This is a genomic window from Paenibacillus nanchangensis (assembly GCF_046543445.1).
Lineage (GTDB): Bacteria > Bacillota > Bacilli > Paenibacillales > Paenibacillaceae > Paenibacillus_AQ > Paenibacillus_AQ nanchangensis.
On record NZ_JBHOFD010000051.1, the window covers coordinates 12,999 to 38,061 of the forward strand.

Below are 25,063 nucleotides of genomic sequence, written 5' to 3' on the forward strand. Positions count from 1 at the left end.
CCATCCGGACGGGAGGCGTCCGGGCAAATGAAACGGAGCGGAGGTTGACGCGGGTGCAGTGGGTGATCGGGGCACTGGGCGCCATTCTGGTCGCTGGAGCCGCTTATGCCAAAGGATCGCTAAGCGGTTCGGGCATGCTGGCGGCCATTTTGATGGGTACCATCTATTACGGGGCGGGCAATGCCTTTTGGTTCGGCATTTTGCTCGTGTTCTTCATCACTTCTTCAGCCCTCTCGAGATGGCGGGCCGACGCCAAAGCGGCGTTGGAAGAAGCTTACGACAAAACGGGCCGGCGGGACGCCGGGCAGGTGATGGCCAACGGGGGAATCGGCATGGTGCTGTGTCTCGCGAATTGGCTGTGGCCCGATCCGGTCTGGATCTGGCTGTTCGTCGGCGCGATGGCAACGGTGACGGCTGATACCTGGGCAACCGAAATCGGTTCGCTCAGCCAAAAGCCGCCGCGTTCCGTGCTGACAGGCCGGATTCTGCCGACGGGCGCGTCGGGCGGCGTATCGCTGCTTGGCACGCTGGCCGCAGCAGCCGGAGGCGTCCTGATCGGCCTGTCGGCCTGGGGCCTGGCCGCGCTGAGCGGCATGGAGGAGGTGCGCCCGGTTCCCGCGCTGCTCGCCGGTCTTGCGGGCGGACTGGCCGGCGCGTTTGCGGATTCGCTGCTGGGCGCTTCCGTCCAGCGGATGAACCGGTGCGCGGTCTGCGGCCGGGAAGTGGAAAGCGCGGCACACTGCGGGCAGCCGACCTTGTACCACAGAGGCTGGCGCTGGATGAACAACGACGCGGTGAACATCATCAGCTCCGCCGCCGGCGCGGGCGCGGCGCTTTTGATCGGCTGGTTTTTATAGCATTATCGGAGTTAGGAGGTGGGCCGGGTGAGCGGAATATCCCAGGACAAGCATACCGCAATTTTGGACGCAGCTTACACGCTCTTCGGTTCCAAAGGCTTTTACGAGACCAAAATTTCCGAGGTGGCCGATCTGGCGGGCATTGCCAAAGGAACGGTATATCTCTATTTTAGCAGCAAAGAAGATCTGTTTATGGCGGTGACCCGGCGGGACTGCGAGGAGTTTCTGGAAGAGCTGGACACGGCGCTGAAGGAGACGGAAGACATTTCCGGCAGGCTGCAAATTATCGCGCGTCACCATATGCTGTATTATTTTGACCGCAAGCAGCATACAAAGCTGTTTTTCCGGACGCCGAACAATAACCCGGAGCTTGTGGAGTATATGGCCGAATTTATGGCGCTTTATGCCAAAAAAGTGGCGGATGTGCTCCTCGCCGCCGGAGCGGGCGAACCGGAGCTGCTTGCGCAATCGTATATCGGCATGCTGGACCGGCTCAAAATGGACATTCTGTTTCAGCCGACATTCACAAGGGAAGATGCCCTTCACCGTGGCCGTTTTGCCGCCAATCTGTTTATTAAAGGCTGTCTCGACGGGATTCCCGGCGGGCAGTCAGGCGACCTTTTAGAGACAAGCGAGGATAATGTATGAATATTATGACTGTGGAGCATCTGTCCAAAAGCTACGGCGACAAAATCCTGTTTCAGGATGCGTCCTTCGGGATGGATGACCGCGACAAAATCGGCGTCGTTGGCGTCAACGGAACAGGCAAGTCAACGCTGCTGCGCATCATCGCGGGTTTGGAGACGCCGGATGAAGGCCAGTTTGCGGTAGGCAACGACGTACGCATTCAATATTTGGCGCAAAATCCGCCTTTTGATCCGGACTATACGGTGATCAAACAGGTGTTTGCGGGCGATCATCCGCATCTTGAGCTGATGCGCCGCTACCAGGAGACGCTGGCCGGGCTGGAGAACGAGCCGGGCAGCGCCCGTTTGGAGGCGGAGCTGGCCAAGGCGGGCCAGGAAATCGACGCCGCAGGCATCTGGCACTTGGAGAGCGAAGCCAAAACCGTGCTGATGAAGCTTGGCATCGAGCGGTTTGATGCCCGGATGGCCGAGCTGTCCGGCGGACAGCGCAAGCGTGTTGCACTCGCGGCGGCGCTGATTACGCCGTCCGAGCTGCTCATCCTGGATGAGCCGACCAACCATATCGATACGGCATCCGTCGCCTGGCTGGAGCAGTATCTGCAGAAACGGCGGGGCGCGCTGCTTATGGTAACGCATGACCGGTACTTTTTGGACCGGGTAGCCGATGTGATGCTGGAGCTGGATCAGGGGCGGATGTTCCGCTATGAGGCGAACTACTCCCGGTTTCTGGAACTGAAGGCCGACCGGGAAGAACGTGAGGCGGCAACCGAGCAGAAACGGCAGAACCTGCTGCGCACCGAGCTGGCCTGGATCCGCCGCGGCGCCAAAGCGCGGACAACCAAGCAGAAAGCGCGTATCGACCGGTTTGAGCAGCTGAAAGACCAGCAGGGGCCCAGCCGGAGCGGCGGGGTAGACATCTCCGTTGCTTCCACGCGCCTTGGCAAAAAAATTCTGGAGCTGCGCAGCCTGACCAAATCGCTCAATGGACGCCGGCTGATTTCGGGGCTCGATTATATCGCCGTCCCGCACGACCGGGTGGGCATCGTTGGTCCCAACGGCAGCGGCAAATCGACGCTGCTTAACTTGATCTCCGGCCGGCTGCAGCCTGATGCGGGCGAGGTGGAGCTTGGGCCTACCGTCAAGCTGGGTTATTTTACGCAGGAGCATCAGGAAATGGACCCCGCCATGCGGGTGATCGAATATGTAAAAGAGGAAGCCGAAGTCATTCGCACAGCTGATGGTTCAGCCATAACCGCCGCTCAGATGCTCGAACGGTTCCTGTTTCCGCCAGCCATGCAGTGGACGCCGATCGGCAAGCTGTCGGGCGGCGAGAAGCGGCGCCTGTATCTCCTCCGGACGCTGATGGGAGCGCCCAATGTGCTGCTGCTCGACGAGCCGACTAACGATCTGGACATTACGACGCTTGCCGTGCTTGAGGATTATCTTGACGAGTTCCCGGGCGTCGTTTTTACGGTTTCGCATGACCGTTATTTCCTCGACCGCACCGTTGACAAAATCATTGCGTTCGAAGACGGCAACCTGCGCGTTCATGTGGGCGATTACAGTGAATACGAAGAATGGATGGCGGCCAATGCGCCTGCCGGTTCCGGAGGCAAAGGCGGACGTTCCGCTGATACGGCGAAGCCGTCCGCCGAAACGGACAAAGCGGCCAAACCGCGGTCCCGGGAAAAGCTGAAATTTTCGTTTAAAGAGCAGCGGGAATTTGATGAAATCGATTCGCTGATCGAAGCTGCGGAAGCCCGGCTGGCCTCGATCAGCAGCGGCATGGAAGCGGCATACGCCGATTCCGCCAAGCTGCAGGAGCTGCTTTCCGCCCAGCAGGAAGCCGAGCAGGAGCTGGAGCGGCTGATGGAGCGCTGGACTTACCTGAACGAGCTTGCGGAACGAATCGCGGCTCAAAATGAATAACGTTTGACTTGAACCGCCGCAGCCTGCACTAGAGCTGCGGCGGTTCTTTTTGCTGAATACAAAGGCTGCCGCTCGGGATAACAGGGATTACAAGCCCGTTCTTTCATGTTATAATTTTGGGAATGGCTTGGCAGTACATACCCTATTAACGAACAACAAAGAGGTGACCGAATATGAGCTATGATTTTGACCGCGTTCTGGATCGGTTAAATACCGATTCCTACAAATGGGATCAGTCGGAGAAGCTGTTTGGCAGCAAGGACATTCTCCCCTTGTGGGTCGCCGATATGGATTTTGAGAGTCCGCCTGCAGTCAAGGAAGCGCTGCTGCGCCGCGCATCGGTGGGCGTCTACGGATACAGCATTCTCAATGATTCGTACATAGAGTCGATTATCGGCTGGTTCCGCCGCCGTCACGGCTGGAGCCTGGAATCCGAATGGATTACGACTTCGCCCGGCATTGTAACTTCACTTAGCCTGGCGGTGGAGCTGTTTAGTGAACCGGGAAGCCAAGTGATTTTGCAGTCTCCGGTTTATTATCCGTTTTATGATGTTATCAAATCGAACGGGCGGGAAGTGGCCAAAAATCCGCTTATCGTGCGGGACGGACGGTATGAGATGGATTACGGACATCTCGAAGAGCTGATGCAGGGCGGCGCCAAACTGCTGCTGCTGTGCAGTCCGCATAATCCCGGCGGCCGTATTTGGGACCGGGATGAACTGCTGCGGCTGGGGGAGCTGTGCCTGCGTTACGGAGTCACCGTGATTTCCGACGAGATTCACTGCGATTTGGCGCTGCCGGGCCATACGCATATTCCTTTTGCTTCGCTGTCGCTGGAGCTGGCGGACATTACGTTGACCTGCCTGGCGCCAACCAAAACGTTCAACATTCCGGGGATTCAGTCCTCCTTTATTGTGGCTAGCAATCCGCAGATCAAACGCAAGTTCGATCTGAAGCTGAAGTCGCTTAGTCTGCACATGGCGAGTTTTTTTGCGCCGGACGCTGTCAAGGCCGCTTACAATGAAGGCGAAGAATGGCTGGATGGCCTGCTTGCTTATCTTGACGGCAATGTTGCCTATGCGACCGGATACCTGAAGGAACATCTGCCCAAAGCGGTGACAATGCGGCCTGACGCCACTTATCTGCTGTGGGTGGACTGTACGGCGTTTGGTCTGGACGGTGCGGGACTGAAGAAGCTGATGTATGAAGAAGCCAAAGTGGCGTTTAATGAAGGCTCGATGTTTGGTTCCGAAGGCGAAGGTTATCTGCGGATCAATCTGGCTTGTCCGCGCTCTACGCTGGCGGAGGCATTGGAGAGATTCTGCGCTGCGGCAGCAAAATATTAACTCAACTTTTGCAGAGCGAAAATCAGCTAAGCTCCAGTCCTGGCGCGGATGTAACCGCAATAAAGTAATCGTCTTGAAAAAATAGAAACACACCGCTTCGCCCGCGGCGAACGCACCGCTCGGCGTTCTATTTTATTTGCAGTGCGAAGAAGTTAACACCCTACATTGGGCGGTTGCCTTGGCGCAACTCATAGGATTACCGCAGTACGCGATACCGAGGTCTTTCCGGACCCAGAGGACGTTATTTCTGAAATTCCTGGGCTTTTGGGTTGCCTTGCGGACTCCAGATCCGTTATTCGTGCCGAAAACATCCATACGATGGAATTTCCGCGTAAATAAGTGAATCTGAGTCCGTCTCTTGGCCAAAACACGGAATAATCAGCAGATAAAGTCCTCTGAGTCCGGCAAGAAAGTCATAGGGGAGGACAAGGTTGAGCTGCTTCAAAAGTCCTCCAAAGTTTGGAAAAGCGAGACTGTGTTCAGGCAGGGAATGTTGTTATAACGGAGAGTTACGCACCTTTCTTGTTGGCACAAGTTGGTATATAACTCTAACGACTGAAAAAACAGCTGTCCCGGAATAACTAGGGCGGCTGTTTTTCTATCCTCTGTTTGTGTTTTGCGGGCGGGGTTCTCAAACCAAAGGCACAGGCCGCCCATTCTCCATCGCTTCAAATACGGCAAGCGACTCAAACGCCGGGAGCAGCCGGTCAAGCCGGAACAGCTGCTCGATGTGGTATACGCCCGCGGGGTGGCCATCTTCCAGCAGGGAGGAGGCGACTGCCGCCGCGGCCGCTGAGGTAACGGCAGCTTCATGGGTGCCGCGCATCCGGCAGGCGAGCTGAACACTTTTTTCTCCACTGCGGCCTTGGGCTTCAACCGACAGAGCACAGACCTCTGTGCCAAACGCGGTTTTGCCCATCAGCTCCACGGCCCGCCGGCGTAGTCCCGGCCGGTCCAGAACTTTCAGCAGGCCGGTTCGTTTTAACAGCGCCAGCAGCCTGGTCAGCGGGATGGAGTCAAAGCAGAGCCGGGTGGTGACCTCGGGGAGCGACAGGGTACGGGCAAGGGTGTGCTGATCGGAAAAATTGAACCGGTACGCCGTTCGGGTGCTCAAGGTTCCGCCAAAATCCATGTCTTTTCCTTCATCCAAACTGCGTACCCGGACAGATTGTCCCCGTACTGAAAGGTTATATTCGGCGTTTACATTGGATAAAGTCCAGTCAATCGCAGCCTGTCCGTGATTGTCACCGAGCCCGAGCAGGATTCCGATGTCCACACGTTCCACCGTTTCCAACCTGCTGGCGCAATAAGCAGCCAGCAGGTTCGTCAGCCCGGGGGCCATCCCCACACTTAGAACCGCCGTTGCTCCGCCCGTAACGGCCGTTTCATGCAAGCGTTCGGTCCGGGACAGGATCTGCGGATCAGCCGAGATGTCGATATAGTGGATTCTGTGTTCCAGGCAGAACTTGGCGAAATCGGGATGGGCATGATCAAGGCACATGATGACAATTTGCGCATGCTCGGCCAGCCCCGGTTCAGGCGGTGTTTGGGCGTCAATCCGCATCGGCTGGATATTCAGCTGTGAGCTCTGACAAAACCGTTTTGCCGACTCCATTGAACGTCCTGCGGCAAACACGCGTCCTGGAAACCGCACTGCCAGGCGTCGGCATATCTGCTGCCCGACATGTCCGTATCCTCCAATGACAACAATTCCTTGGGATTTCATTTAGAACAACTTCCTTCCGGATTATAGTTTAGAAACTATACTAATTAAGCAAAAAAAGAGGAGGGATTATCCCTCAAGAAAATGATTCAGCTTGTCGAGACACAACTCAAATACACGAATTTCTTCTTCCGTCAGTGTGGAACGGAGCTCCGCGTAAAATGCATGGCGAACCTCGTCGTGTGCTTCATAGGCTTCAATGCCTAAGGGAGTAAGTGCCAGCAGACTTCCCCGGGCATCGTCCGGATGCGGTGTCCGCTTCACGAGACGTTTGTCCGTCAACCGGGCTGTAAGCTGAGTCACCGCGCCTTTGGTTACGCCAAGACGGGCTGCAAGCTCGCTCATCGGCAGGGCTTTGCCGATTCCGATTGCCTCAATCGTGTGAATTTCACTTGGCGTAAGCGGGCCGGCGGTCCCAAAGCTGCGGGGCGACCGTTCCAGCCGCCGGAGCTGCATAATCAGGCGTCCCAGTTTGCGGCTGCCCTCCTTGGCGTCATAGCCGTCATTATCGCGGTAGCCTTCACTGTCATTGCTGTTGCTTTCATAACCGTCGATGCCAACATTGTATTCCTTGGAGTTATTACCGTTATTGCCCGGGGGAGGGGAAGATTGTAGTGGTTTCATGTTCAATAGTATAGTTTCTAAACAAAACCGTTGTCAACTGCAGGTCTGACACGAGCTGCAAATCAGCCTCAGTCTAATCAGCCTTTTGGCCGGACACTTTATAAGACCAGAAATAGTGTCCAAGCGAAGCAGGGGGCAGGGGTGTCGGCATCACCCAGGTTGGCTAATCCTGCCGCACCGCCACCATCTGTACGACAGGGCGGCTGTCGCCGGGAAGGGTGATTTCCGCGGCGTTCATCTGAGAAGAGCCGTCCCCATCGAGAAAAATCCCTTCGGCGCCTTTCCCGGCCAACTGTGCCTGGACCGCAGCGCGGAACTCCGCCGCCGTACATTTCGCCGGCGTCACGATAAGCCAGACGCTGCCAGCGGCGTCATACGCCATTCCCGAACGCAGCCTGCGTTCTTCAGCGAACGGCAGGTGTTCGGCCGCCGCCGCTTGCGCCCAGCCCTGGTCGTCGTGCAGGTTCATGCTCACGCCGCCTTGCGCCCAATAGCGGCTCCGGTCGGTTACCCGCAGCTCTCCGCCGGAGGAGACAACTTGAACAGAAAAGCGCTTCGTCGCCGCATCGTACACCAGCGTGCCTCGCGGGTATTTGGCGTTGAACCAGCCGGAGCCGTAAGCGCCGCGGTTCCCGTTAACCGGAGTATCGTTCATAATCGCAATCGAAAGCAGTGATGATTCGTAAAAAAAACCGCCATTGATGCCGTATGCCTGAACCTCCTTCAGCGGTAGCCGGTCCGCCCGCAAAACAATCTGCTCCGCCGGCAGGGACAGGAGGTGCAGCTCGATGTCAGCATTCGGCGCGGAGCGGGAGTATTCGTAGACGTGGGGGAGACCGGACATGCTGTGCTCTCCGTTTATCCGGATTAAATGAACAGCCAGGCCGCCCGCTAGAGCTAGGGCAAGGATCAGCAGTCCCGCCGTCAAAGGCCTGCGCCGGACACGCCAAAAAGCCGGCGGGGACGCCGCCAGCGGCATACGGCCCCACCGGCCGGATGGAAAACCTCGTGAAAAAAAGCGAGGCATCTTTAGTAGTTCCTTACATAAGCTGCGAGCAGCTTAGCGGTGTTAATTACGGCTTCCTGGTGCGTACGCTCCATGGCGTGGGAAGCGTGAACGCCGGGACCGATCAGCGCCGCCCGGATGTTGTTGCCGCCGCGGAGCGCGGCGGATGCATCCGATCCGTAATGCGGGTATACGTCCACGGCAAACGGGATGCCGAGCTGCCCGGCCAGTCCAATCAAACGGCCCGTCATCTCATAACTGTAAGGACCGGAGGAATCCTTGGCGCAGATGGATACGTCCGTTTCCTTGCAGCTGAGGTCGTCGCCCATTGCGCCCATGTCTACGGCGATCATTTCGTTGATTTCCCCCGGGATGGAGGAAGCCCCGTGACCAACCTCCTCATAGTTGGAGATCAGAATCGACAGGTTGTGCAGCGGCTTCCAGCCCTCGCGCTTCATGCTTTCGAGCAGGCCAAGAATTGCGGCCACGCTGGCTTTATCGTCCAAGTGGCGGGATTTAATATAGCCGCTTGGTGTAATAACCGCCCGGGCGTCAAACGAAATGAAGTCGCCTACGGAGATGCCAAGCGCGAGCACATCGTCTTTGGACTCCACCCGCTCGTCCAGGCGGACCTCCATATGTTCTTCGGAGCGTTTAAAGTCACGGGCATCGCTGAATACATGCACGGAAGGATGGGTGCTCAGGATGGTGCCTGTGTAGGATTTGCCGCTCCGGGTATGTACGGTGCAGTATTCGTTTTCGATACTTTGCATCATATAGCCGCCGACTGGCGTCAGCCGCAGCGTGCCGCCCGGCTTAATGGAGCGCACCATGGCCCCCAGCGTATCCACGTGGGCACTGAGCCCGATGGTCCGTGAAGGCTCCAGTCCTTCTACGGAAAGAAGGAGGCCGCCTTTTTCGTTAAGAGCCGGCGTGAGTCCAAGCGCAGCCGCTTCTTCGGCCACAAGCTGGATCGCCTGTGCCGTAAACCCGCTTGGGCTTGGCGTATCGAGCAGTTTTTTGAGGATACGCAAAATATAGCTGTCATTTGTCTGAATCGTCATGATGATTTCCCCCTTGGTTTCGTAGTTGCCGGTCTATAGCTTGTTCGGGTCGGTTGGGTCCTCAGGCAGAGCGGGCGTATCGTATACGCTGCCTGCTTCCGCCGTCTCGGCGGATAAAACACCGTTGCTGCGTGCTTGTTCCAGCTCGGCGGTAAGATGCTTGATCGTTTTCTGCAGCTTGTACTGCCGGAAAATACCGTATGATCCGACAATGACGCCGCCGATCACCGCGCAGCCCAAAATAATCAGGATCAGCGGAATTTCGACGGTGGTGAAGCCGAAATTCACAGGCGCTGGAGCGACGTTGATGACAGCGAACAGCGCCGTCAGGAGGGCGAAGATCAAGCCCAGGATAAGTGACCATTGAATTCTCATAACACAGCCTCCATTAAGTCAGGTGAACAGTTTGCTGCGTTTATCATAACATGATTTTCCTGAACATGATATGCAGCCGCCGGAAGCGTCCAGAGGGACCGGTTGCACCTCATCCGGGTGGTCGGGATGAAGCCTGTCCGGACGAATCGCATGGAACTGTCCGGACCGACCGGATGAACACATCCGGAAGGACCGGATGAAGCCTGTCCGGACGAATCGCATGGAACTGTCCGGACGGACCGGATGAACACATCCGGAAGGACCGGATGAAGCCTGTCCGGACGAATCGCATGGAACTGTCCGGACGACCGGATGAACATCCGGAAAGACCAGAGGAACCCCGTCCGAACGGATCAGATAAACCCACCCGGAAGGACCGGACGAACCCATCCGGACGGATCGGATGAACCCATCCAGGAAGGACCGGACGAACCCCGTCCAGACCGACTGGGCGGATTCCGCCGTACAGGCTGGACTAAAGTCCAGTCCGCACCTTCCCTGCAGACCGAAGTCAAGCAGGACGTTTTTATAGTATGCTGTGACAAGATAAAATCTGGTGACAAAGGAGCGATTGATTGTGAGAAGCAAAAAAACGGCCTGGCTTGGTCCCGCACTGGTGCTGCTCGGCTGCTGCCTGTTATTTTTCCGGAAGGAAGCGGTGAGTACGGGCATGTTGTTTGGCACCTTCTGGCCTACGCTGTTCGTTCTGCCGCTAGGGCTGTTTTTCCACTGGCTGTATTTTTCCATGACAAGTCAAAGAGCGTACGGGCTGCTGGTACCCGGAGGTATCCTGTTTACAGCCGGCATCGTATGCCAATTGGCGACGTTGTTTGATAGCTGGCAGTTCCTGTGGCCGGGATTCGTTCTGGCGCCTGCCGTCGGCCTGTTTGAAATGTACTGGTTCGGCAACAGGAATAAATATCTGCTGATTCCGATCAACATTCTGACCGTCTTGTCCCTGCTGTTTTTTGCCGTATTTTCATTCGGAACGCTGTACAACCGCATGGTCGTCGGGCAGCCGGCATTGGCTGTTGCCCTAATCGTGGTTGGAGCCATTGTGATGTTTGCGCCCAGAAGACGGGGCAAATCGAGAGGTTACTTTTAACACAAGCCGCATAAGCTCACGCACAGACCCGCTGCAGCATGTACGTTCCGCCGGGGGATTGCAGGCTTCTATATAGGGATACCCCTCTACATAAACGGATTTTCGGTAAAATCCGGTAAGTATCTGTATACGGTCCCTATTTCGCTAAAAGGAAGAGCAGCGCACGGGAACCCTCCCGTATACCAACAACCCCTTGCTCCATCCAGAGCAAGGGGTTGTGCTTGTAAAATACAGTATCCGGTTGACCGGGGTTTATTTCCGGGTGAGCTGTTCCATCTGCTCAATGACGCTTTCGAATACGCTCATCGCTTCCCGGATTGGCTGCGGCGAGGACATATCCACGCCGGCTTTCTTCAGGATGTTGATGGAGTAATCGCTGCCGCCGCTCTTCAGGAAACCGAGGTAGCGGTCGACGGCCGGCTGGCCTTCCTCCAGAATCTGCTTCGAGAAGCTGGTTGCGGCGGAGAAGCCGGTCGCATATTTGTATACATAAAAGCTGTTATAGAAATGGGGGATACGCGCCCATTCCATTTCGATGTCCTTATCGACCACCATGTCGTCGCCATAGTACTTCTTGTTAAGCTCATAATAGATGGACGAAAGGTCCTGCGGCGTAAGTGATTCGCCTTTTTCCGCACGGTCGTGAATGATCATCTCAAACTCCGCAAACATTGTCTGCCGGAACACGGTTGTACGGAATTGGTCGGCATAGTAGGTGAGCAGGTACATTTTTTCCTTCGGATCCGTCGACTTCTTCAGAAGATAATCCATCAGCAGCGCTTCATTGGTGGTAGAGGCCACCTCAGCGAGGAAAATCGTGTACTGCGCATCCCGGTACTTCAGGTTGTTGTCCGAATAATACGAATGCAGCGCATGGCCCATCTCGTGCGCCAGCGTAAACATGCTGTTCAGGTTGTCGTTATGGTTCAGCAGCACGTACGGATGGGTGCCGTAGGCTCCCCAGCTGTAAGCGCCGGTTCGTTTGTTCTCGTTCTCGTATACGTCGATCCAGCCGTTGTCATAACCTTCCTGCAGCGCGGTCAGGTAATCCTCGCCAAGCGGCTTGAGGCCTTCTTTGGTGATTTTTTTGGCTTCTTCAAAAGTAATGTCAAGTTTGTATTCGTCCACAAGCGGTGCGAACAAATCGTACATATGCAGCTCGTCGACACCCATCAGCTCCCGGCGCAGCTTCATGTAGCGGTGCATCAGCGGCAGGCTTTCATGGATCGTGTCGATCAGGTTGGTGTAAACCTCTTTGGGGATGTTGTCCCCGTACAGCGACATTTCGAGCACCGACGGATACTTGCGGACCCGGGAATAAAATACGTTTTTATTCACATTGGCGCTCAGCGCCGCGGCGATTGTGTTTTTCATCCGTCCATACGTATCGTAAACCGCTTTGAACGCGCTCTGGCGGACTTCCCGGTTCGGGCTCTCCAGGAATTGAATGTAGCTGCCGTGCGTCAGTTCAACTTCATTGCCGTTTTCGTCTTTGATCTTCGGGAATTTCAAGTCGGCGTTATTCAGCATGCCAAAAATATTTTGCGGCGCCTGCGATAAATTGCCGACCTGGGCGAGCAGCGCTTCCTCTGTTTTGGAGAGGACATGGGCTTTCTCGCGCTTCATTTCGGTTAACGTAAACCGGTATCCGGCAAGCTCCGGCGCGGCGATGAACTCATCCAGCTTCTCTACCGGCAGTGACAAAATCTCTGGCGTAACAAAAGACATCGCTTCGCCGGCGTCCACGCTGAGCTTTTTCGCTTTCTGAGTGAGAGCCTGATACACCGGATCTGCAGTGTCCTCATCCTGACGCATATGGGCATACACATACAGGCGTTCGATCTGAAGCGACAGTTCGTCTTCCAGCTCAAAGCAGGCTTTTACCGAAGAAGCCTCATCCAGCTTGCCCTGGAATTCAGGGAACTTAGCGATCAGCTTCTTGGCTTCCTCATAAGTGGCATCCCATTCGCCCTGCGAGGCAAACATATCTTCCAGTTTCCAGCGGTTCTCCGCGGGAACTTCGTTTCTCTTAGGTAATTGTTTCATCGGAATCCTCCTCGATAAATGGAATGAAGGCGGCTCGGCGGCCGCCGGCTGCGGAGCCGCAGCGGACACGCTGCCGGGCAGCAGAGCAAGCGACAGCAGCAGGGGAAGCACAGAACGAAAGGGGACCATGGGGGTTTCCTCCTTAATATGGCATCCGGCAGGTAACCTCCCCAGTATTCCCTTTGCTTCCGCTAACTATAAACCGTATGGAACTGCTGTAGTAAAAATGTAAATCCTGCTTACAGGACAACCGCAAAGCGGCTGTTCACCCGGACGCCGCAGCCTGCTGCCGGATCAGCGCGTCAAGCGCTACTGGGACAGCAGCGTATACACGACCATAATAAAAGCGAGCAGAATCAGAACAACGGCGAGCAGGGCCATTCCCCGCTTCAGCTTGGGCGGCACCTTCTCCCGGCTCATGATCAGCACGGCGCCGAGACATAGTACAACAATAATGTAGACGGTAAGGCTATCGTTCAGCATCCGTTATACCTGCTTGAACGCCGCCATGATGCGCTCGTACTCCTCTTCGTTATCTTTGAACGAGTCTTTGGAGAAGCGGTTCGCCACCCACTGCATCATCGCCGGACGGCTCAAGAAGGTGTGCGTTTCTTCGCCCCACTGGTCGGAAATCTCCCGCAGGATGATGTATCTGCCCTGCACTTCGACGGTCATCATGTTCCACTTGTCGTGCTTGTATATTTCATGTTTTTTGATCATAACGTTCCCGCCCTTGAAATATTGGATTAGTTGCCGCTTCAAGACCGCTTCCGGGTGAGTAAACCATCGGAAGGAGCCTTATAAAGGATGATATTGGCTTTTGGGTCAATGATAACGCACGGGCGGCGGGAAAAGCAAATATTTCCGCCCCGCTCAAAAACATGGATTGCATTGGAAGCTGAAGTGCAGTATAATCGATTCATACGCCATATATGGCGCTATTTTTAGGAGGTTGTTCATTTGAAAGGTACAGTTAAATGGTTTAACGCAGAAAAAGGTTACGGTTTCATCCAAGTTGAGGGTGGCGAAGACGTATTCGTACACTTCTCCGCAATCCAAGGCGACGGCTTCAAGACTTTGGACGAAGGCCAAGAGGTTGAGTTCGAAATCACTGAAGGCAACCGCGGACCGCAAGCAGCAAACGTAATTAAACTGTAAGAAACGGCCGGGTTCTTCCCTGCTGTTATATAGATTTGATTTGCTTGTTACCTTGCAGTCAAAGTGAAAGCATAACCGGAAATCACAGTTCTCTTTATTGGGAACTGTGTTTTTTTGTGTTCCTGTACATATAAAAAGGCCGCTCCCGAAGGAACGGCCCTGCTTGAAGCCTATTAAATCGTCTCCGGTTCCGGCTGCTCTGGCTGCGGCGGACGGGAGGGGATGCTGGCCGCAGGCTTCAAGCCGTTTTTGCGGCGGACCGGGGCAGGTCCCGGGGAGCCGAACAAATGCTTGCCAAGAAAACCCGCGCAGGCAAAACAGCAGAAGAGCATCGCCACGATATAAAACAGAAACCGTCCGGAATGCTGGAACAGGATGCCGCCGAATGCGCCGCTCAGCAGTCCCGATACGCTGGACCAGACGACGGTGAATACCGCAAGACCCGTTGCCCGCAGGCGGTCCGGAATCATCCGCGTTAAATAGCGGACGGCCGTGACATAAAAGATGCCGAAGGAAATGCTGTGCATGCCCTGGATAAAAATCATGGCCAGCGCCGATCCGGCCAGTGACATCAGCAGAAACCGGATTGCATACATCAGACTTGCAATAGCCAGCAGAGGCAGCTCCTTGTAGCGGTCGCCGTATTTGCTGAGCAGGAAGAAGACGGGAATCTCGCTCAGTGCGGAGGCGAGCAGCGCCCAGCCGATCAGCTCCTCGCCGGCGCCAAGCTCATGCATGGAGACAGTCAGGAACGCTTCGTTCATCCGGTGCCCAAGCGCAAGCAGAAATACGCAGCCGAAAAACGTCAGGATCTCCCTTTGGAGGAAAATGTCGCGCAGTCCGCTTTTTTTCGTACCCGGAAGCGCAGATTCAAGAGTGGCTGCGTCAGCAGACGCTGCGTCCGGCGATACTGCATCCAAATTGTCCGGCTGGCCGGAACCTGCCGGCTCGCGCAGCATAAATGCAACAAACAACGCGATGGTCACGATCACCATACAGACCGCCATGCTCCAGGAAGCTCCCGCTGCTTTCAATATATAGCCTACAGTCAAAGCGAAGAAGGCGTAACCGAGGGAGCCGAATACCCGGATGGAAGTGAAGTTGCGGCCGTACCGCTGAGCGGTTTGAATAGCCATCGTATCACCGAGCGGAAAAACGGGATAATAGAAGAAATAAAAGCATGACAGGATGAGCATTACGGTTCCGAAATCCTGAGCCTGCGCAAGCAGGATGGCCGTAACGAGCTGCCCCGCAAGCAAAATGATCATAATCTTTTTGATGGTCTGCAGCCGGTCGCTGATCATGCTCCAAAACAGGTTGGACAAGATGGAAATCAGCGGTCCAATGGAATACAAGTAGCCGACCTGTGAGCTTGAAAATCCGAGATGGCTGTAAAAGAGCGGAAAGTAAGAAACAACGAGTACACTGGTTCCAAAGAGGGTAAATAAAAACGTGCGGAGCCAATTTTGCTCGCCGAACCCGGTACGCGGCGCGTTCATAGGCGCACCGCCTTTGCCTGAAGACAAAATCGGACGGAGACAGGGGGAATTAGGCGGGTGTACGCCGCCGCTAACCGTCCTGCGGGGGACGGCTGGTCTGAAATCATGGATTGCACTCCTCTGAACGAAATACCAGTAGTATAGCACAGGCTGGAGGTAAATGGGGGAGTGAAGCGCAATAATTTCTGAAACTTCCATAAAAATGATGAGTGATTTTGTTGTTTGTGCAAAAAGACCGATCATATTATAATAGTGATGATTTGGATTAGGAGACAACAATGTGGAGGCACAGTCATTGAATGAAATGATGCAAGGCCGTAAACAGAGCCCCAAAGGCCCGATCGGGCTGATGAACCGGGTGTACAAATATGTGCTGCCTGAAGTCAGACAATGCCTGGCGGCTTGGCGCGAGGATGCCGGACGGATTCCCGATCCGGAGCTGCGCAGACAGGCGCTCGCCAGCATTGAGACCAAACAGTTTCACTGTGAGGGCGGGGGGATTTACGCGGCCGGAAATTTGTCGATGCGGCATATCCTGATTCCGCTGATCGTCGCTTACCAGACCATCAGTGATTATTTGGACAATTTGTGCGATCGCAGCACCTCGCTTGATCCCGATGATTTCAGGCTGCTGCATCAGTCCATGCTGGATGCCGTGACGCCGGGGGCGGAGCCGGTGAATTATTATGCGCTCCGCAGTGAACAGAATGACGGGGGCTATCTGCACCGGCTCGTACGCACCTGTCAGGAGATGACGGACAGGCTGCCTGGTTACGCTGCCGCTGCGGAAGAAATCCGGTATTTGGCCGGACTCTATACCGATCTCCAGGTCTATAAGCATATCAAACCCGAGCTGCGCGAAGAAGCGCTGCTTGCCTGGTGGGAGCGGCACGGAGACGCGGCGCCCCACTTGATGTGGAATGAGTTTGCTGCGGCCACCGGCTCGACCCTCGGCGTATTTATGCTGTTCCTGTCCGCCTGTGACTCCGGCCTTGATCAAGACGGGGCGCGTTTGGTCCGTTCGGCGTATTTTCCGCATGTGTGCTGCCTGCATATTATGCTGGATTATTTAATTGACCAGGACGAAGACCGGGCGGGAGGCGATCTCAATTTCTGCAACTACTATGCGAGTACGGAAGAAACGCTGGAACGGATCGCATCGATTGTGGAGTGGGCCCGCCGGGATGTAGGCAAGCTTCCGGAGACGTCGCTTCATCGTATGGTGATTGAAGGCTTGCTGGCATTGTATTTATCCGATCCCAAAGTCAGCGAGCAGCAGGAGGTCCGTTCGGTATCCAAGCGCTTGATGCGCGGGAGTCCGCTGACCCGGTTGTTCTTTTTCGCCAACAGCAGGTGGATCCGTAAATATATGTACTAATCGGGACCCAACCTGCGGAACAATCGTTTGCATTGCTGCCATACGTGAATGTACCCAATCAACAAGCCTTGCGGGAGAACGTTCTGTCCGGACGCTTCCGCCTATTTGAAGGAGGACCACTATGTCTACAGTTAAAAAAATCGCAGTACTGACCAGCGGAGGAGATTCCCAAGGAATGAACGCTGCCGTCCGGGCCGTTGTCCGCAGCGCCCTGTATTATGGCATTGAAGTGTACGGGATTCAACGCGGGTATCAAGGCCTTTTAAACCGTGATATTTTTCCGATGGATTTGCGCAGTGTCGGTGACATTATTCAGCGCGGAGGCACCATTCTGCAGTCGGCGCGTTGTCTGGAATTCGTGAAGCCTGAAGGTCAGCAGAAGGCCGCGGACATCCTGAACGAGATGGGCATCGACGGCCTGGTGGTTATCGGCGGCGACGGCTCGTACCAAGGGGCCAACAAGCTGAGCAAACTCGGCATCAAAACAATGGGTCTGCCGGGCACCATCGACAACGACATTTCTTTTACCGATTACACGATTGGTTTCGACACGGCGGTAAGCGTAGTAGTTGACGCGGTAAATAAGCTGCGCGATACGATGTCTTCCCATGAACGTTCCTCGATCGTTGAGGTTATGGGCCGTCACTGCGGCGATATCGCGCTGTACGCCGGACTGGCGTCTGGCGCCGAGACGATTCTTGTACCGGAAGTGCCGCATGATCTGAACGAAGTGGCCGACCGGATGCGCGACAACTTTGCCAAAGGCAAACGCCACAGTATCGTCATCGTGGCTGAAGGCGTAGGCAAAGGGGAAGATGTGGCGCAGGCGCTGAAAGAGCGCCACGCTTCGATCGACCCGCGCGTTACGGTGCTTGGACACATCCAGCGCGGCGGCACACCGACGCCGGCGGACCGCAACCTGGCCAGCCGCCTCGGGGACTTCGCCGTTCGCAGTCTGCTGGAAGGCGAATCCGGTAAAGCTTGCGGCATTATCAAAGGCGACCTGGTCCTGACGGATATCGACACCGTCGTCAATACAAAAAAACAATTCAACATGGAACTGTACGAGCTGGCATCGCGCCTGTCGCAATAATCCGGCTCCAAGCGGTAACCACAGCAATAAAACAGCGGAAGCCCGCGGCCAGTTATGGTCCGTGCTTCCGCTGTTTGTTTTTGCTACTCCTATACACAAATAAGCTGTAAGATAAAACCTCCTAGAAGGCGTCCTAATCCGCTTGTACCGCCAAGGGTCCAGCCAGGCGCTGCAGCTCCGCCAAGTCCTCAATTACTATATCGGCATGCGCCAGCTCGTCATCCCGGGCAAAATTAAATGTGCAGCCGACGGCAAGCAGGCCGTTTGCTTTTGCCGCTTCAAAATCGGACAGCCGGTCGCCGACCACCGCGGCGCTGCCTGCTTCAACTCCGTATTTTTTCAAAACAACTTTTACTAAATCCGCTTTGTTCAACGACTCGATTTGTTCAATACTGAACGTCTCCGTTACCCAGCGGTCCAGCCGGTACGTCTCAACGATGGCTTGCAAATACGCCTTAAGGCCGTTGCTGGCGATATAGACAGCGATGTTGTGCTCGCTCAAATAGCGGAGCGTCTCCGCTGCATGAGGATATAACGCACCTCGTCCGGCATGGATGTTATTCACCAAAGCGGTTTGAAAATAAGCGTCCGCTGCCTGCCTCGATTCCAGCGGATGGCCTGGCAGCAAAATCTCCCATGCTTTGGGCAGAGGAACTCCCATAATCTCACGAAATTTCTGAATCGGTGTCTCCGCATTCCATTGGCTGCTGGATCTTAACCAGGTGAAGGTATCCTCCAGTGAAGGCTCCAGGATAAGGTCCGTCTGAAACAATGTTCCGTCCATGTCAAAAATGATGGCTTTCAGCATACGGTTCTCTCCTTAGGTGTATCTGTGCTGTATTCCGGCGTACTGTTGGATATTTAGCCTTGCTTTCCAGCCCGCGGCGCCAGCTTATGCGGTGTATGCTGGTCAGGATTTCGCTCCGGCGGTATGCGACAAGGCAAATCGCTTCTGAACAACCACAAGTCTGCGCAGCAGCAGAACCGCCCCGATCGCCAAGCCCGTAATTAAGCCGATCCAGTAGCCGTAAGCCCCGAAGCCGGTATAAGTTGCCAAGAGGTATCCGGTCGGCAGGCCAATTACCCAGTAGGCGACAAAGCAGATGATAAACGCCGGATTAACGTCCTTGTATCCCCGAAGAACACCTTGGGTCGGTGTGGCGATTGCGTCGGATATTTGAAAAAAGATGGCGTAAATCAGGAAATGCTGGATCAGCACGATAACCTCCGGCTCCTCCGAATACAGACCGGCCACATGGCTGCCGGCAAACAGCAGGACCAGCGCGGTTACAAGCGACATGGCCGCGGCGGAGCCGATCCCCAGGATGCTGTATTGGCGCGCGTCCTTTAGCCGTCCCGAGCCGGTCTCATAACCGACCAGGATCGTTAAGCTCATGCAGATGCTGAGCGGGATCATATACAGGGTGGAGGCAAAGTTCATGGCCGCCTGGTGAGCGGCGATCGTTACGGTGTCGAACCGGCTCATCAGCAGTGTAACGGCGGAAAAAACCGCGGTTTCGAAGAAAATCGAGAATCCGATTGGCACACCCAGCCGCAGCAGCTCCTTCAGGCTGGAAAAAGAGAGCGCATAAAACTTGCGGAACAGCTTCAGGCTCCGGAAGGGTTCCGCGCGGAAAACAAACAGCAGCGCCACGGCAAAAATCACCCAATACGTAATCGCGGAGGCGACGCCGGCGCCGACACCGCCAAGCTCGGGCATGCCAAAGTTGCCGAAGATCAGGAGATAATTCAGCCCGACATTCACCGGCAGGGCAATTAAGGTAATGAGCATGGACACCCGGGTCTGCCCCAGAGCGTCAATACAGCTGCGCAGTACCGTATAACCGAACAGCGGAAGGATGCCGAAGGAAATCGCCTGGAGGAAATGGTGGGCAATCTCACGAACTTCCGGTTCCAGCGACATATAGTCCAGAATGGGGCCCAGCAGCAGTGAGCCTCCGGCGAGAACGGCCGCTGACACGATTAAAGACAGCCAGATGCCCTGCATGACCTGGCCGGCGACGTCCCGTTCCCGGCGGCTCCCGAGCAGGTGGGACACGATGGGAGTGATGCCCATCAAAATACCGTTCAGCCCGGTCTGAACCGGAATCCACAGGCTGGTGCCAATCGCAACGCCGGCGAGGTCCCGGGTTCCGTGCAGTCCGGACATATTGGTATCAAAAAAAGTAATGGTGGATAAAGCGATCTGGCTGACCAGAATCGGGAACAAGATGGACAGGAATTGACCCGATTTTTGCCTAAGGGTTGCAGTCTGTTTCATAAATAATCAGTACTCCGTTGTCTTAAGAATAGGGATACAGCTGTAAGGATGGACAGCCGTTAAAAAAACCCGGCCTAAGCCGGGCGCGCCGCCCTGCTTCAGCCAGGTTCGTCAACCCGGCGGGGCCGGATTGGAGGATAACCTTAGGAAATATTATAGCAGCAAACCTGAATAATGACATTACTTGTAATTAACGCCTTCGCTGTACCGGTTGCTCGCATTCCACAGCAGGTATTCGTCGACCCCGGTGTCGTTCATCGCCCGGATTTGGTCTTCCACTTCTTTTTTGCCGTATTTGATGTAATGTCCGCTTCCCAGCCAGCTGGCTGTAAAGTCTTGAATCCACGGCCGGATGATCGGCTTGTAGGAGCCCAGCGGGTCCAGCTTCTTGTGCGTGTCCACCATGGAGCCTTTGATTGTCGCGTAAGGGTCCTTGTCGGGATCCTTGACGTTAAACCAGCCGGTGGTGTAATGGCTCGGATAGACCATCGGACTGATGACATCGACGTTTTTGGAGATCTTGACGAAGTCCTGGCCGATGCCTTCCGCTGCGGGAACCGACGCGGCATAGCCGAAAATATCGACAGAAACGCGGGCGCCAAGCGGCGTCAGCTCCGACTTGGCATATTGGACGAAGTCAGCGACAATTTCGACGCGCGATTTTGCGTTTTTCGTGTACTTCAGCTTGTCGGCGCGTTTCTCAAAACCTTCCGGGAACCGGACATAGTCGAACTGGATTTCCTTAAAGCCGAGTTTGATTGCTTCTTTGGCAAGATCGACGTTATATTTCCAGACGTCCTCGTTGTAAGGGTTAACGAAGCTGTCGCCGCCCTTGTTTTTCCATACGGTGCCGTCGGGATTCACGAAGGACATCTCAGGGTTCTTTTTCGCCAGCACGGTATCTTTGAATACCACGATCCGTGCGATCGGATACACATCGTGTTTCTTGAGCCGCGCCATCAGCTGGTTGATATCCTTGATGAACGGCTGCGGCTGTCCGAGCTTCTGGAGCTCCGGATTATCGGTCTTATAGGTGATATAGCCGGCATCGTCTTTGATGTCGATGACCATGGAGTTCAGCTCGGTTTTATCAACCAGGTCCAGCAGCTTGGTCATCCGCTCGCCGCCTGCGCTGTAGGCGGTCACGTAAATTCCTTTAACCTTCGGCGCGTCAGGCTGAGGGTCGGTGTGCAGCGGCGCCTCTTGGGATGGAGCGGGCGATGCTGCAGGCGAAGGCAATGCACTTGCACCCGGTGACGGAGTGCCTGCTCCCCCGGGAAGCACGCCACCCGGCGATGGGGATGCATTTGGATTTTCCGCTTTTTGTACGATCTGCTTGGTGGGATTCATGGCGGATTGCAGTGCCAAAGCCATTTCGGCGTCGCCGTGTCCTTGCTGCACGCCGACGCTTCCCAGGGCCAACATGAGTATAGCCATGGTGATTTTCATTTTACTAACCTCTCCCTTATGTACGTTACGTTAAATTATAATGGATGCCCCGCCGACAAAAAATACAGGATTGTAACAATCCCCGCATAGGGTGCGACAAATTGCGGCAGACTCCTTTTTGTTAATAAACGGGAACGGCCCGTTCTAAACGGATTTGCCCAATTTAGCCCAAAAGTTAAATACCGCCCGCCACGGTATAAGCCGTAGACGGGCGGTACATGTGAACAACGGGTATTCCCTTATAATGCCTTATTGAAGAAAAGCCGGATCTTGATGTTCGCAGATGCTGTACTGGATGATATCCATCGCATCCGCGGATTCGAGGATGCCGAGTCCGTCCCGCAATACAATCGTCGAGTCCAGTTCATCCTGTTTCAGGAACGGCATCATTTCCGGATGCCATTTCATGACGATTGCTGACAGTTTTACCGTTTCCATTTCCACAAACATCACCCTTTCCTTTTTCGGAATGTCCTGAAACGCGTGCGTTTCCGAATTCTTCTGAAAAACGACCAGTGCCTTTTGGAAAAAAGAGGGGTAAAGCACAATCCTCATGAACTTATCAAAGATCTTACCTCATTAATATACCACAATTTTTAATCGATGGCACAAGAGGATGCAAAAGTGGTGAAAAGTTGAACATATCGCCTACCGTTTGCGGAACGCACCCATCACGCCGACCGTCTCCACGATGTTGACGAAAGCGGAAGGATCGCTCTGCTTGATGATCCGCTTCAATTCCGCAAGCTCGTAGCGGGTCGTTACGGTCATGAGCATATCTTTTTCCACATGGCTGTAGGCGCCTTCCGTCTTAATTTTGGTAACGCCGCGCTGGAGGCTGAGCAGGCGCTGCAGCATATCCTCCGTCTTGTTTGTGACGATAAACACGGTAACCTTGATGTGGCTGATGTGGATCAGATCAACTGTCTTTCCGCTTACATAAAGGGAAACCATGGAGGCCAGGGTAATGTTCCAGTTGCCGCTTAAGTAACCCGCAGCCAGGATCACGAGCGCGTTCAGCGCAACCAGCACGTTGCCGACCGGGAAATCCCTGTAGCGCGAAATAATGGAGCCGATAATATCGAAGCCGCCCGACGAGCCTCCGGCCCGAAAAGAAATCCCGCTGCCGATGCCGACCAGCACGCCGCCAAAGACGGAGGCCAGCAGCATATCCGAAGCAATCGCCCGCTCGGGGATCAGTTCAAGCAGCCAGGTCGCAGCGCCGACAGACACGATGCTGAGCAAAATAAACCGGCGCCCGAGCTGAAACCAGCCCGCGACAAGCAGCGGAATGTTAAAGAGCAGATACAGCAAGCTGATGCTCAGCGGGGTAAAGTAGCTGACAAGCATGGAGAGGCCCGACACCCCTCCGCTCAACAGCCGGTGCGGGACAAGAAACAGATTAAATCCGGCTGCGATAAAAGCGGCCCCTAATACCATCACCGCATAATTCCATAGTTTTTTGTACAAAATTCGGGTCACCTCATATGCGCAGATGTAAGTAATGAAAGAAAGGAATACACTGGTATTCCACTAGGTGTTTGTGATATAATGTATAGGATATTCTTGAGTAGAGCGTTACAATGATGTTTTTGCATTGTTTCGACAGTGATTTTACAATTGTTCAGGTAGTTATAGAATACCTGATGAATGGGCGGTTATACGCCCTTTAAACGAAACCGTGCAGAGATTCCGGCAGATTGGGCAGTCTATAAATGTTTGCCGCTACTTAAGAATACAGACAAGCATGTGGAATGTCCACTTTATAGAAGGAGCATGATAATTTGAAAACATTCGCAGAATTCGGCCTAGAGCCCAAGGTGCTACAGGCAATCACAGAACTAGGTTTCGAAGAATCGACCCCGATCCAGGAACAGTCGATTCCGATCGCGCTGACAGGGAGCGACATGATCGGACAGGCTCAGACCGGTACGGGCAAAACGGCGGCATTCGGGATTCCGCTCATCTCCAAAATTTCCCGTGAGGAAGAAAAAATTGTCGCCCTCATTATGACGCCGACCCGTGAGCTGGCCATTCAGGTGGCGGAAGAAATCGGCAAACTGAGCCGTTTCAAAGGACTTCGTTCGCTGCCGATTTATGGCGGACAGGATATCGGGCGCCAAATCCGCGGCCTGAAGAAGAAACCGCAGATCATCATCGGTACGCCGGGACGTCTGCTTGATCACATCAACCGCAAAACGATCCGCCTTGACGACGTAAAAACGGTTGTGCTTGATGAAGCGGACGAAATGCTGGACATGGGCTTTATGGAGGACATTCAGTCCATCCTGAAGCTGGTCCCCGAAGAGCGTCAGACGATGCTGTTCTCAGCTACGATGCCCCCGAACATTCAGCGTCTTGCCCGTCAGTTCCTGAAAGATCCGCAGCACGTTTCCGTTATTCCGAAGCAGGTCAGCGCACCGCTGATTGATCAGGCGTATATCGAAGTTCCGGAGCGCCAGAAATTCGAAGCGCTCAGCCGCCTGATTGATATGGAATCGCCGGAGCTTGCGATCGTCTTCGGCCGGACCAAACGCCGGGTAGACGAGCTTTCCGAAGCGCTGCAAAAACGCGGCTACTCCGCTGACGGCCTGCACGGCGACCTGTCGCAGAACCAGCGCGACGCCGTAATGCGCAAATTCCGTGACGGCAGCATCGACGTGCTGGTAGCTACGGACGTTGCAGCCCGCGGTCTGGACGTATCGGGCGTATCGCACGTTATCAACTTCGACCTTCCGCAGGACCCGGAGAGTTATGTACACCGGATCGGCCGGACAGGACGCGCCGGCAAGGAAGGAACCGCATGGTCCTTCGTTACGCCGCGTGAGATCGATCACCTGCGTCTGATCGAACGTGTAACCCGTCACAAGATTACCCGCAAGCCGCTGCCGACAATGGCGGAAGCCATTGAGGGCAAACAACGCGTGACGGCTGAGCGCCTGCTCGACATGGTTGAGAACGGCGAGCTGAACGAGTACAAAGGCATCGCGATTCAACTGCTGGAGCAGTATGATTCCGTCCAGCTGCTGTCCGCGGCGATGAAGCTGCTGACCGGCGAGAAGAAGGATTCCGATGTCGAGTTGACGCCGGAAGAGCCGATCCGCGTGAAGCGCCGCGGCGGCAAACACGATCTGCGCAGCGGACGTAAGCCAAGCGGCGGCTACGGCAACCGCGGCGGTTACGGCAGCGGTTCGGGCGGCGGCGGATACCGCGGCAACCGCGACGGCGGCAACCGTGACAACCGTGACGGCGGCAACCGCGGCGGTTATGGCGGTGGCAGCTACGGCGGCGGCTACAAGGGCAACCGTGACGGCGGATCCCGTCCTAGCGGCGAACGCAAGCCTTCGCGCCCGGCTGAGAACCGCCGGCCGGAACGCCGTGAAGACGAATCTTACGATAACTAAGCGTTCGGCCGGCTGAGACGGCTTCGAACACGGATTATGTATGAAGGAAGACGAACCGGGACGGTTCGTCTTCTTTTTT

The 25,063-nt window shown here is 55.1% G+C and carries 23 protein-coding genes; 9 read left to right on the forward strand and 14 right to left on the reverse strand.

All coding sequences use genetic code 11. From position 1 onward, the window contains the following. Positions 1–53 precede the first annotated feature (53 nt). The 4 genes from ACE6ED_RS27250 to ACE6ED_RS27265 all read left to right on the forward strand — a co-directional run bounded on the left by ACE6ED_RS27250 (position 54) and on the right by ACE6ED_RS27265 (position 4,779). On the forward strand, positions 54–857 hold the full coding sequence (locus tag ACE6ED_RS27250; protein WP_410830601.1) for a DUF92 domain-containing protein: 804 nt from the start codon (positions 54–56) through the stop codon (positions 855–857). 27 nt (positions 858–884) lie between these two features. Continuing rightward, a complete protein-coding gene (locus tag ACE6ED_RS27255; RefSeq protein WP_410830602.1) occupies positions 885–1,505 on the forward strand; it encodes a TetR/AcrR family transcriptional regulator in 621 nt (206 codons plus the stop codon). Then, the gene (locus ACE6ED_RS27260; RefSeq protein ID WP_410830603.1) at positions 1,502–3,433 is read left to right on the forward strand and encodes an ABC-F family ATP-binding cassette domain-containing protein; all 1,932 of its coding nucleotides are present in this window, start codon (positions 1,502–1,504) and stop codon (positions 3,431–3,433) included. The genes ACE6ED_RS27255 and ACE6ED_RS27260 overlap by 4 nt, the downstream gene beginning before the upstream one ends. Positions 3,434–3,606: 173 nt before the next feature. Then, positions 3,607–4,779: a MalY/PatB family protein gene (locus ACE6ED_RS27265; RefSeq protein ID WP_410830604.1), complete on the forward strand. Its 1,173-nt coding sequence runs from the start codon at positions 3,607–3,609 to the stop codon at positions 4,777–4,779. Positions 4,780–5,410: 631 nt separating this feature from the next. Here ACE6ED_RS27265 and ACE6ED_RS27270 read toward each other — a convergent pair. From ACE6ED_RS27270 to ACE6ED_RS27290, 5 genes are all read right to left on the reverse strand, one after another. Then, complete coding sequence (locus ACE6ED_RS27270) at positions 5,411–6,505, reverse strand: saccharopine dehydrogenase family protein (RefSeq protein ID WP_410830605.1); 1,095 nt, start codon at positions 6,503–6,505, stop codon at positions 5,411–5,413. Positions 6,506–6,571: 66 nt separating this feature from the next. Then, complete coding sequence (locus ACE6ED_RS27275) at positions 6,572–6,958, reverse strand: MarR family winged helix-turn-helix transcriptional regulator (RefSeq protein WP_410830621.1); 387 nt, start codon at positions 6,956–6,958, stop codon at positions 6,572–6,574. 331 nt (positions 6,959–7,289) lie between these two features. Continuing rightward, the gene (locus ACE6ED_RS27280) at positions 7,290–8,105 is read right to left on the reverse strand and encodes a phosphodiester glycosidase family protein (RefSeq protein ID WP_410830606.1); all 816 of its coding nucleotides are present in this window, start codon (positions 8,103–8,105) and stop codon (positions 7,290–7,292) included. A gap of 50 nt (positions 8,106–8,155) precedes the next feature. Continuing rightward, a complete protein-coding gene (locus ACE6ED_RS27285; protein ID WP_410830607.1) occupies positions 8,156–9,196 on the reverse strand; it encodes a M42 family metallopeptidase in 1,041 nt (346 codons plus the stop codon). A gap of 33 nt (positions 9,197–9,229) precedes the next feature. Continuing rightward, positions 9,230–9,571, reverse strand: a complete 342-nt coding sequence (locus ACE6ED_RS27290) for a LapA family protein (protein WP_410830608.1) — start codon at positions 9,569–9,571, stop codon at positions 9,230–9,232. A 577-nt stretch (positions 9,572–10,148) separates the two neighbouring features. Between ACE6ED_RS27290 and ACE6ED_RS27295 the strand changes: the two genes are divergently transcribed. Continuing rightward, on the forward strand, positions 10,149–10,676 hold the full coding sequence (locus ACE6ED_RS27295; protein WP_410830609.1) for a hypothetical protein: 528 nt from the start codon (positions 10,149–10,151) through the stop codon (positions 10,674–10,676). Between the two features lie 252 nt (positions 10,677–10,928). On the opposite strand, the gene pepF is transcribed toward ACE6ED_RS27295, so the two are convergent. The 3 genes from pepF to ACE6ED_RS27310 all read right to left on the reverse strand — a co-directional run bounded on the left by pepF (position 10,929) and on the right by ACE6ED_RS27310 (position 13,442). Continuing rightward, positions 10,929–12,722: an oligoendopeptidase F gene (pepF, locus tag ACE6ED_RS27300; RefSeq protein WP_410830622.1), complete on the reverse strand. Its 1,794-nt coding sequence runs from the start codon at positions 12,720–12,722 to the stop codon at positions 10,929–10,931. A gap of 309 nt (positions 12,723–13,031) precedes the next feature. Continuing rightward, positions 13,032–13,205 carry a hypothetical protein gene (locus ACE6ED_RS27305; RefSeq protein WP_410830610.1) on the reverse strand — a complete coding sequence of 58 codons (174 nt, stop codon included), beginning with the start codon at positions 13,203–13,205 and terminating at the stop codon, positions 13,032–13,034. Between the two features lie 3 nt (positions 13,206–13,208). Continuing rightward, positions 13,209–13,442 (reverse strand): hypothetical protein, encoded by a 234-nt coding sequence (locus ACE6ED_RS27310; RefSeq protein ID WP_410830611.1) that lies wholly within the window; start codon positions 13,440–13,442, stop codon positions 13,209–13,211. A 240-nt stretch (positions 13,443–13,682) separates the two neighbouring features. Here ACE6ED_RS27310 and ACE6ED_RS27315 point away from each other — a divergent pair, with 240 nt between their 5' ends. Continuing rightward, positions 13,683–13,880: a cold shock domain-containing protein gene (locus ACE6ED_RS27315; RefSeq protein ID WP_068694440.1), complete on the forward strand. Its 198-nt coding sequence runs from the start codon at positions 13,683–13,685 to the stop codon at positions 13,878–13,880. 173 nt (positions 13,881–14,053) lie between these two features. On the opposite strand, the gene ACE6ED_RS27320 is transcribed toward ACE6ED_RS27315, so the two are convergent. Next, on the reverse strand, positions 14,054–15,379 hold the full coding sequence (locus tag ACE6ED_RS27320; protein WP_410830612.1) for an MFS transporter: 1,326 nt from the start codon (positions 15,377–15,379) through the stop codon (positions 14,054–14,056). A 295-nt stretch (positions 15,380–15,674) separates the two neighbouring features. On the opposite strand from ACE6ED_RS27320, the gene ACE6ED_RS27325 reads away from it, so the two are divergent. Together ACE6ED_RS27325 and pfkA are read left to right on the forward strand one after the other, a co-directional pair. After that, positions 15,675–16,757, forward strand: a complete 1,083-nt coding sequence (locus tag ACE6ED_RS27325; protein ID WP_410830613.1) for a tetraprenyl-beta-curcumene synthase family protein — start codon at positions 15,675–15,677, stop codon at positions 16,755–16,757. Between the two features lie 121 nt (positions 16,758–16,878). Further along, complete coding sequence (pfkA, locus tag ACE6ED_RS27330; protein ID WP_410830614.1) at positions 16,879–17,850, forward strand: 6-phosphofructokinase; 972 nt, start codon at positions 16,879–16,881, stop codon at positions 17,848–17,850. Between the two features lie 133 nt (positions 17,851–17,983). Here pfkA and ACE6ED_RS27335 read toward each other — a convergent pair whose 3' ends face one another. The 5 genes from ACE6ED_RS27335 to ACE6ED_RS27355 form a co-directional block, all read right to left on the reverse strand. Next, a complete protein-coding gene (locus tag ACE6ED_RS27335; protein ID WP_410830615.1) occupies positions 17,984–18,658 on the reverse strand; it encodes an HAD family hydrolase in 675 nt (224 codons plus the stop codon). A gap of 102 nt (positions 18,659–18,760) precedes the next feature. Further along, positions 18,761–20,131: an MATE family efflux transporter gene (locus ACE6ED_RS27340; protein ID WP_410830616.1), complete on the reverse strand. Its 1,371-nt coding sequence runs from the start codon at positions 20,129–20,131 to the stop codon at positions 18,761–18,763. A gap of 180 nt (positions 20,132–20,311) precedes the next feature. Continuing rightward, complete coding sequence (locus tag ACE6ED_RS27345) at positions 20,312–21,580, reverse strand: putative glycoside hydrolase (protein WP_410830617.1); 1,269 nt, start codon at positions 21,578–21,580, stop codon at positions 20,312–20,314. A gap of 249 nt (positions 21,581–21,829) precedes the next feature. Beyond that, the gene (locus ACE6ED_RS27350) at positions 21,830–22,018 is read right to left on the reverse strand and encodes a hypothetical protein (RefSeq protein WP_410830618.1); all 189 of its coding nucleotides are present in this window, start codon (positions 22,016–22,018) and stop codon (positions 21,830–21,832) included. A gap of 210 nt (positions 22,019–22,228) precedes the next feature. Continuing rightward, a complete protein-coding gene (locus tag ACE6ED_RS27355; protein ID WP_410830619.1) occupies positions 22,229–23,050 on the reverse strand; it encodes a YitT family protein in 822 nt (273 codons plus the stop codon). 314 nt (positions 23,051–23,364) lie between these two features. Between ACE6ED_RS27355 and ACE6ED_RS27360 the strand changes: the two genes are divergently transcribed. After that, a complete protein-coding gene (locus tag ACE6ED_RS27360) occupies positions 23,365–24,984 on the forward strand; it encodes a DEAD/DEAH box helicase (protein ID WP_410830620.1) in 1,620 nt (539 codons plus the stop codon). The last annotated feature ends 79 nt before the right edge of the window (positions 24,985–25,063 follow it).

Coding starts and splice junctions, on each gene's coding strand:
- ACE6ED_RS27260 (WP_410830603.1), top strand. CDS start 1,502: ATGAATATTATGACTGTGGAGCATCTGTCCAAAAGCTACGGCGACAAA.
- ACE6ED_RS27265 (WP_410830604.1), top strand. CDS start 3,607: ATGAGCTATGATTTTGACCGCGTTCTGGATCGGTTAAATACCGATTCC.
- ACE6ED_RS27270 (WP_410830605.1), bottom strand. CDS start 6,505: ATGAAATCCCAAGGAATTGTTGTCATTGGAGGATACGGACATGTCGGG.
- ACE6ED_RS27275 (WP_410830621.1), bottom strand. CDS start 6,958: ATGCAGCTCCGGCGGCTGGAACGGTCGCCCCGCAGCTTTGGGACCGCC.
- ACE6ED_RS27280 (WP_410830606.1), bottom strand. CDS start 8,105: ATGCCGCTGGCGGCGTCCCCGCCGGCTTTTTGGCGTGTCCGGCGCAGG.
- ACE6ED_RS27285 (WP_410830607.1), bottom strand. CDS start 9,196: ATGACGATTCAGACAAATGACAGCTATATTTTGCGTATCCTCAAAAAA.
- ACE6ED_RS27290 (WP_410830608.1), bottom strand. CDS start 9,571: ATGAGAATTCAATGGTCACTTATCCTGGGCTTGATCTTCGCCCTCCTG.
- pepF (WP_410830622.1), bottom strand. CDS start 12,722: ATGAAACAATTACCTAAGAGAAACGAAGTTCCCGCGGAGAACCGCTGG.
- ACE6ED_RS27305 (WP_410830610.1), bottom strand. CDS start 13,205: ATGCTGAACGATAGCCTTACCGTCTACATTATTGTTGTACTATGTCTC.
- ACE6ED_RS27310 (WP_410830611.1), bottom strand. CDS start 13,442: ATGATCAAAAAACATGAAATATACAAGCACGACAAGTGGAACATGATG.
- ACE6ED_RS27320 (WP_410830612.1), bottom strand. CDS start 15,379: ATGAACGCGCCGCGTACCGGGTTCGGCGAGCAAAATTGGCTCCGCACG.
- pfkA (WP_410830614.1), top strand. CDS start 16,879: ATGTCTACAGTTAAAAAAATCGCAGTACTGACCAGCGGAGGAGATTCC.
- ACE6ED_RS27335 (WP_410830615.1), bottom strand. CDS start 18,658: ATGCTGAAAGCCATCATTTTTGACATGGACGGAACATTGTTTCAGACG.
- ACE6ED_RS27340 (WP_410830616.1), bottom strand. CDS start 20,131: ATGAAACAGACTGCAACCCTTAGGCAAAAATCGGGTCAATTCCTGTCC.
- ACE6ED_RS27345 (WP_410830617.1), bottom strand. CDS start 21,580: ATGAAAATCACCATGGCTATACTCATGTTGGCCCTGGGAAGCGTCGGC.
- ACE6ED_RS27350 (WP_410830618.1), bottom strand. CDS start 22,018: ATGGAAACGGTAAAACTGTCAGCAATCGTCATGAAATGGCATCCGGAA.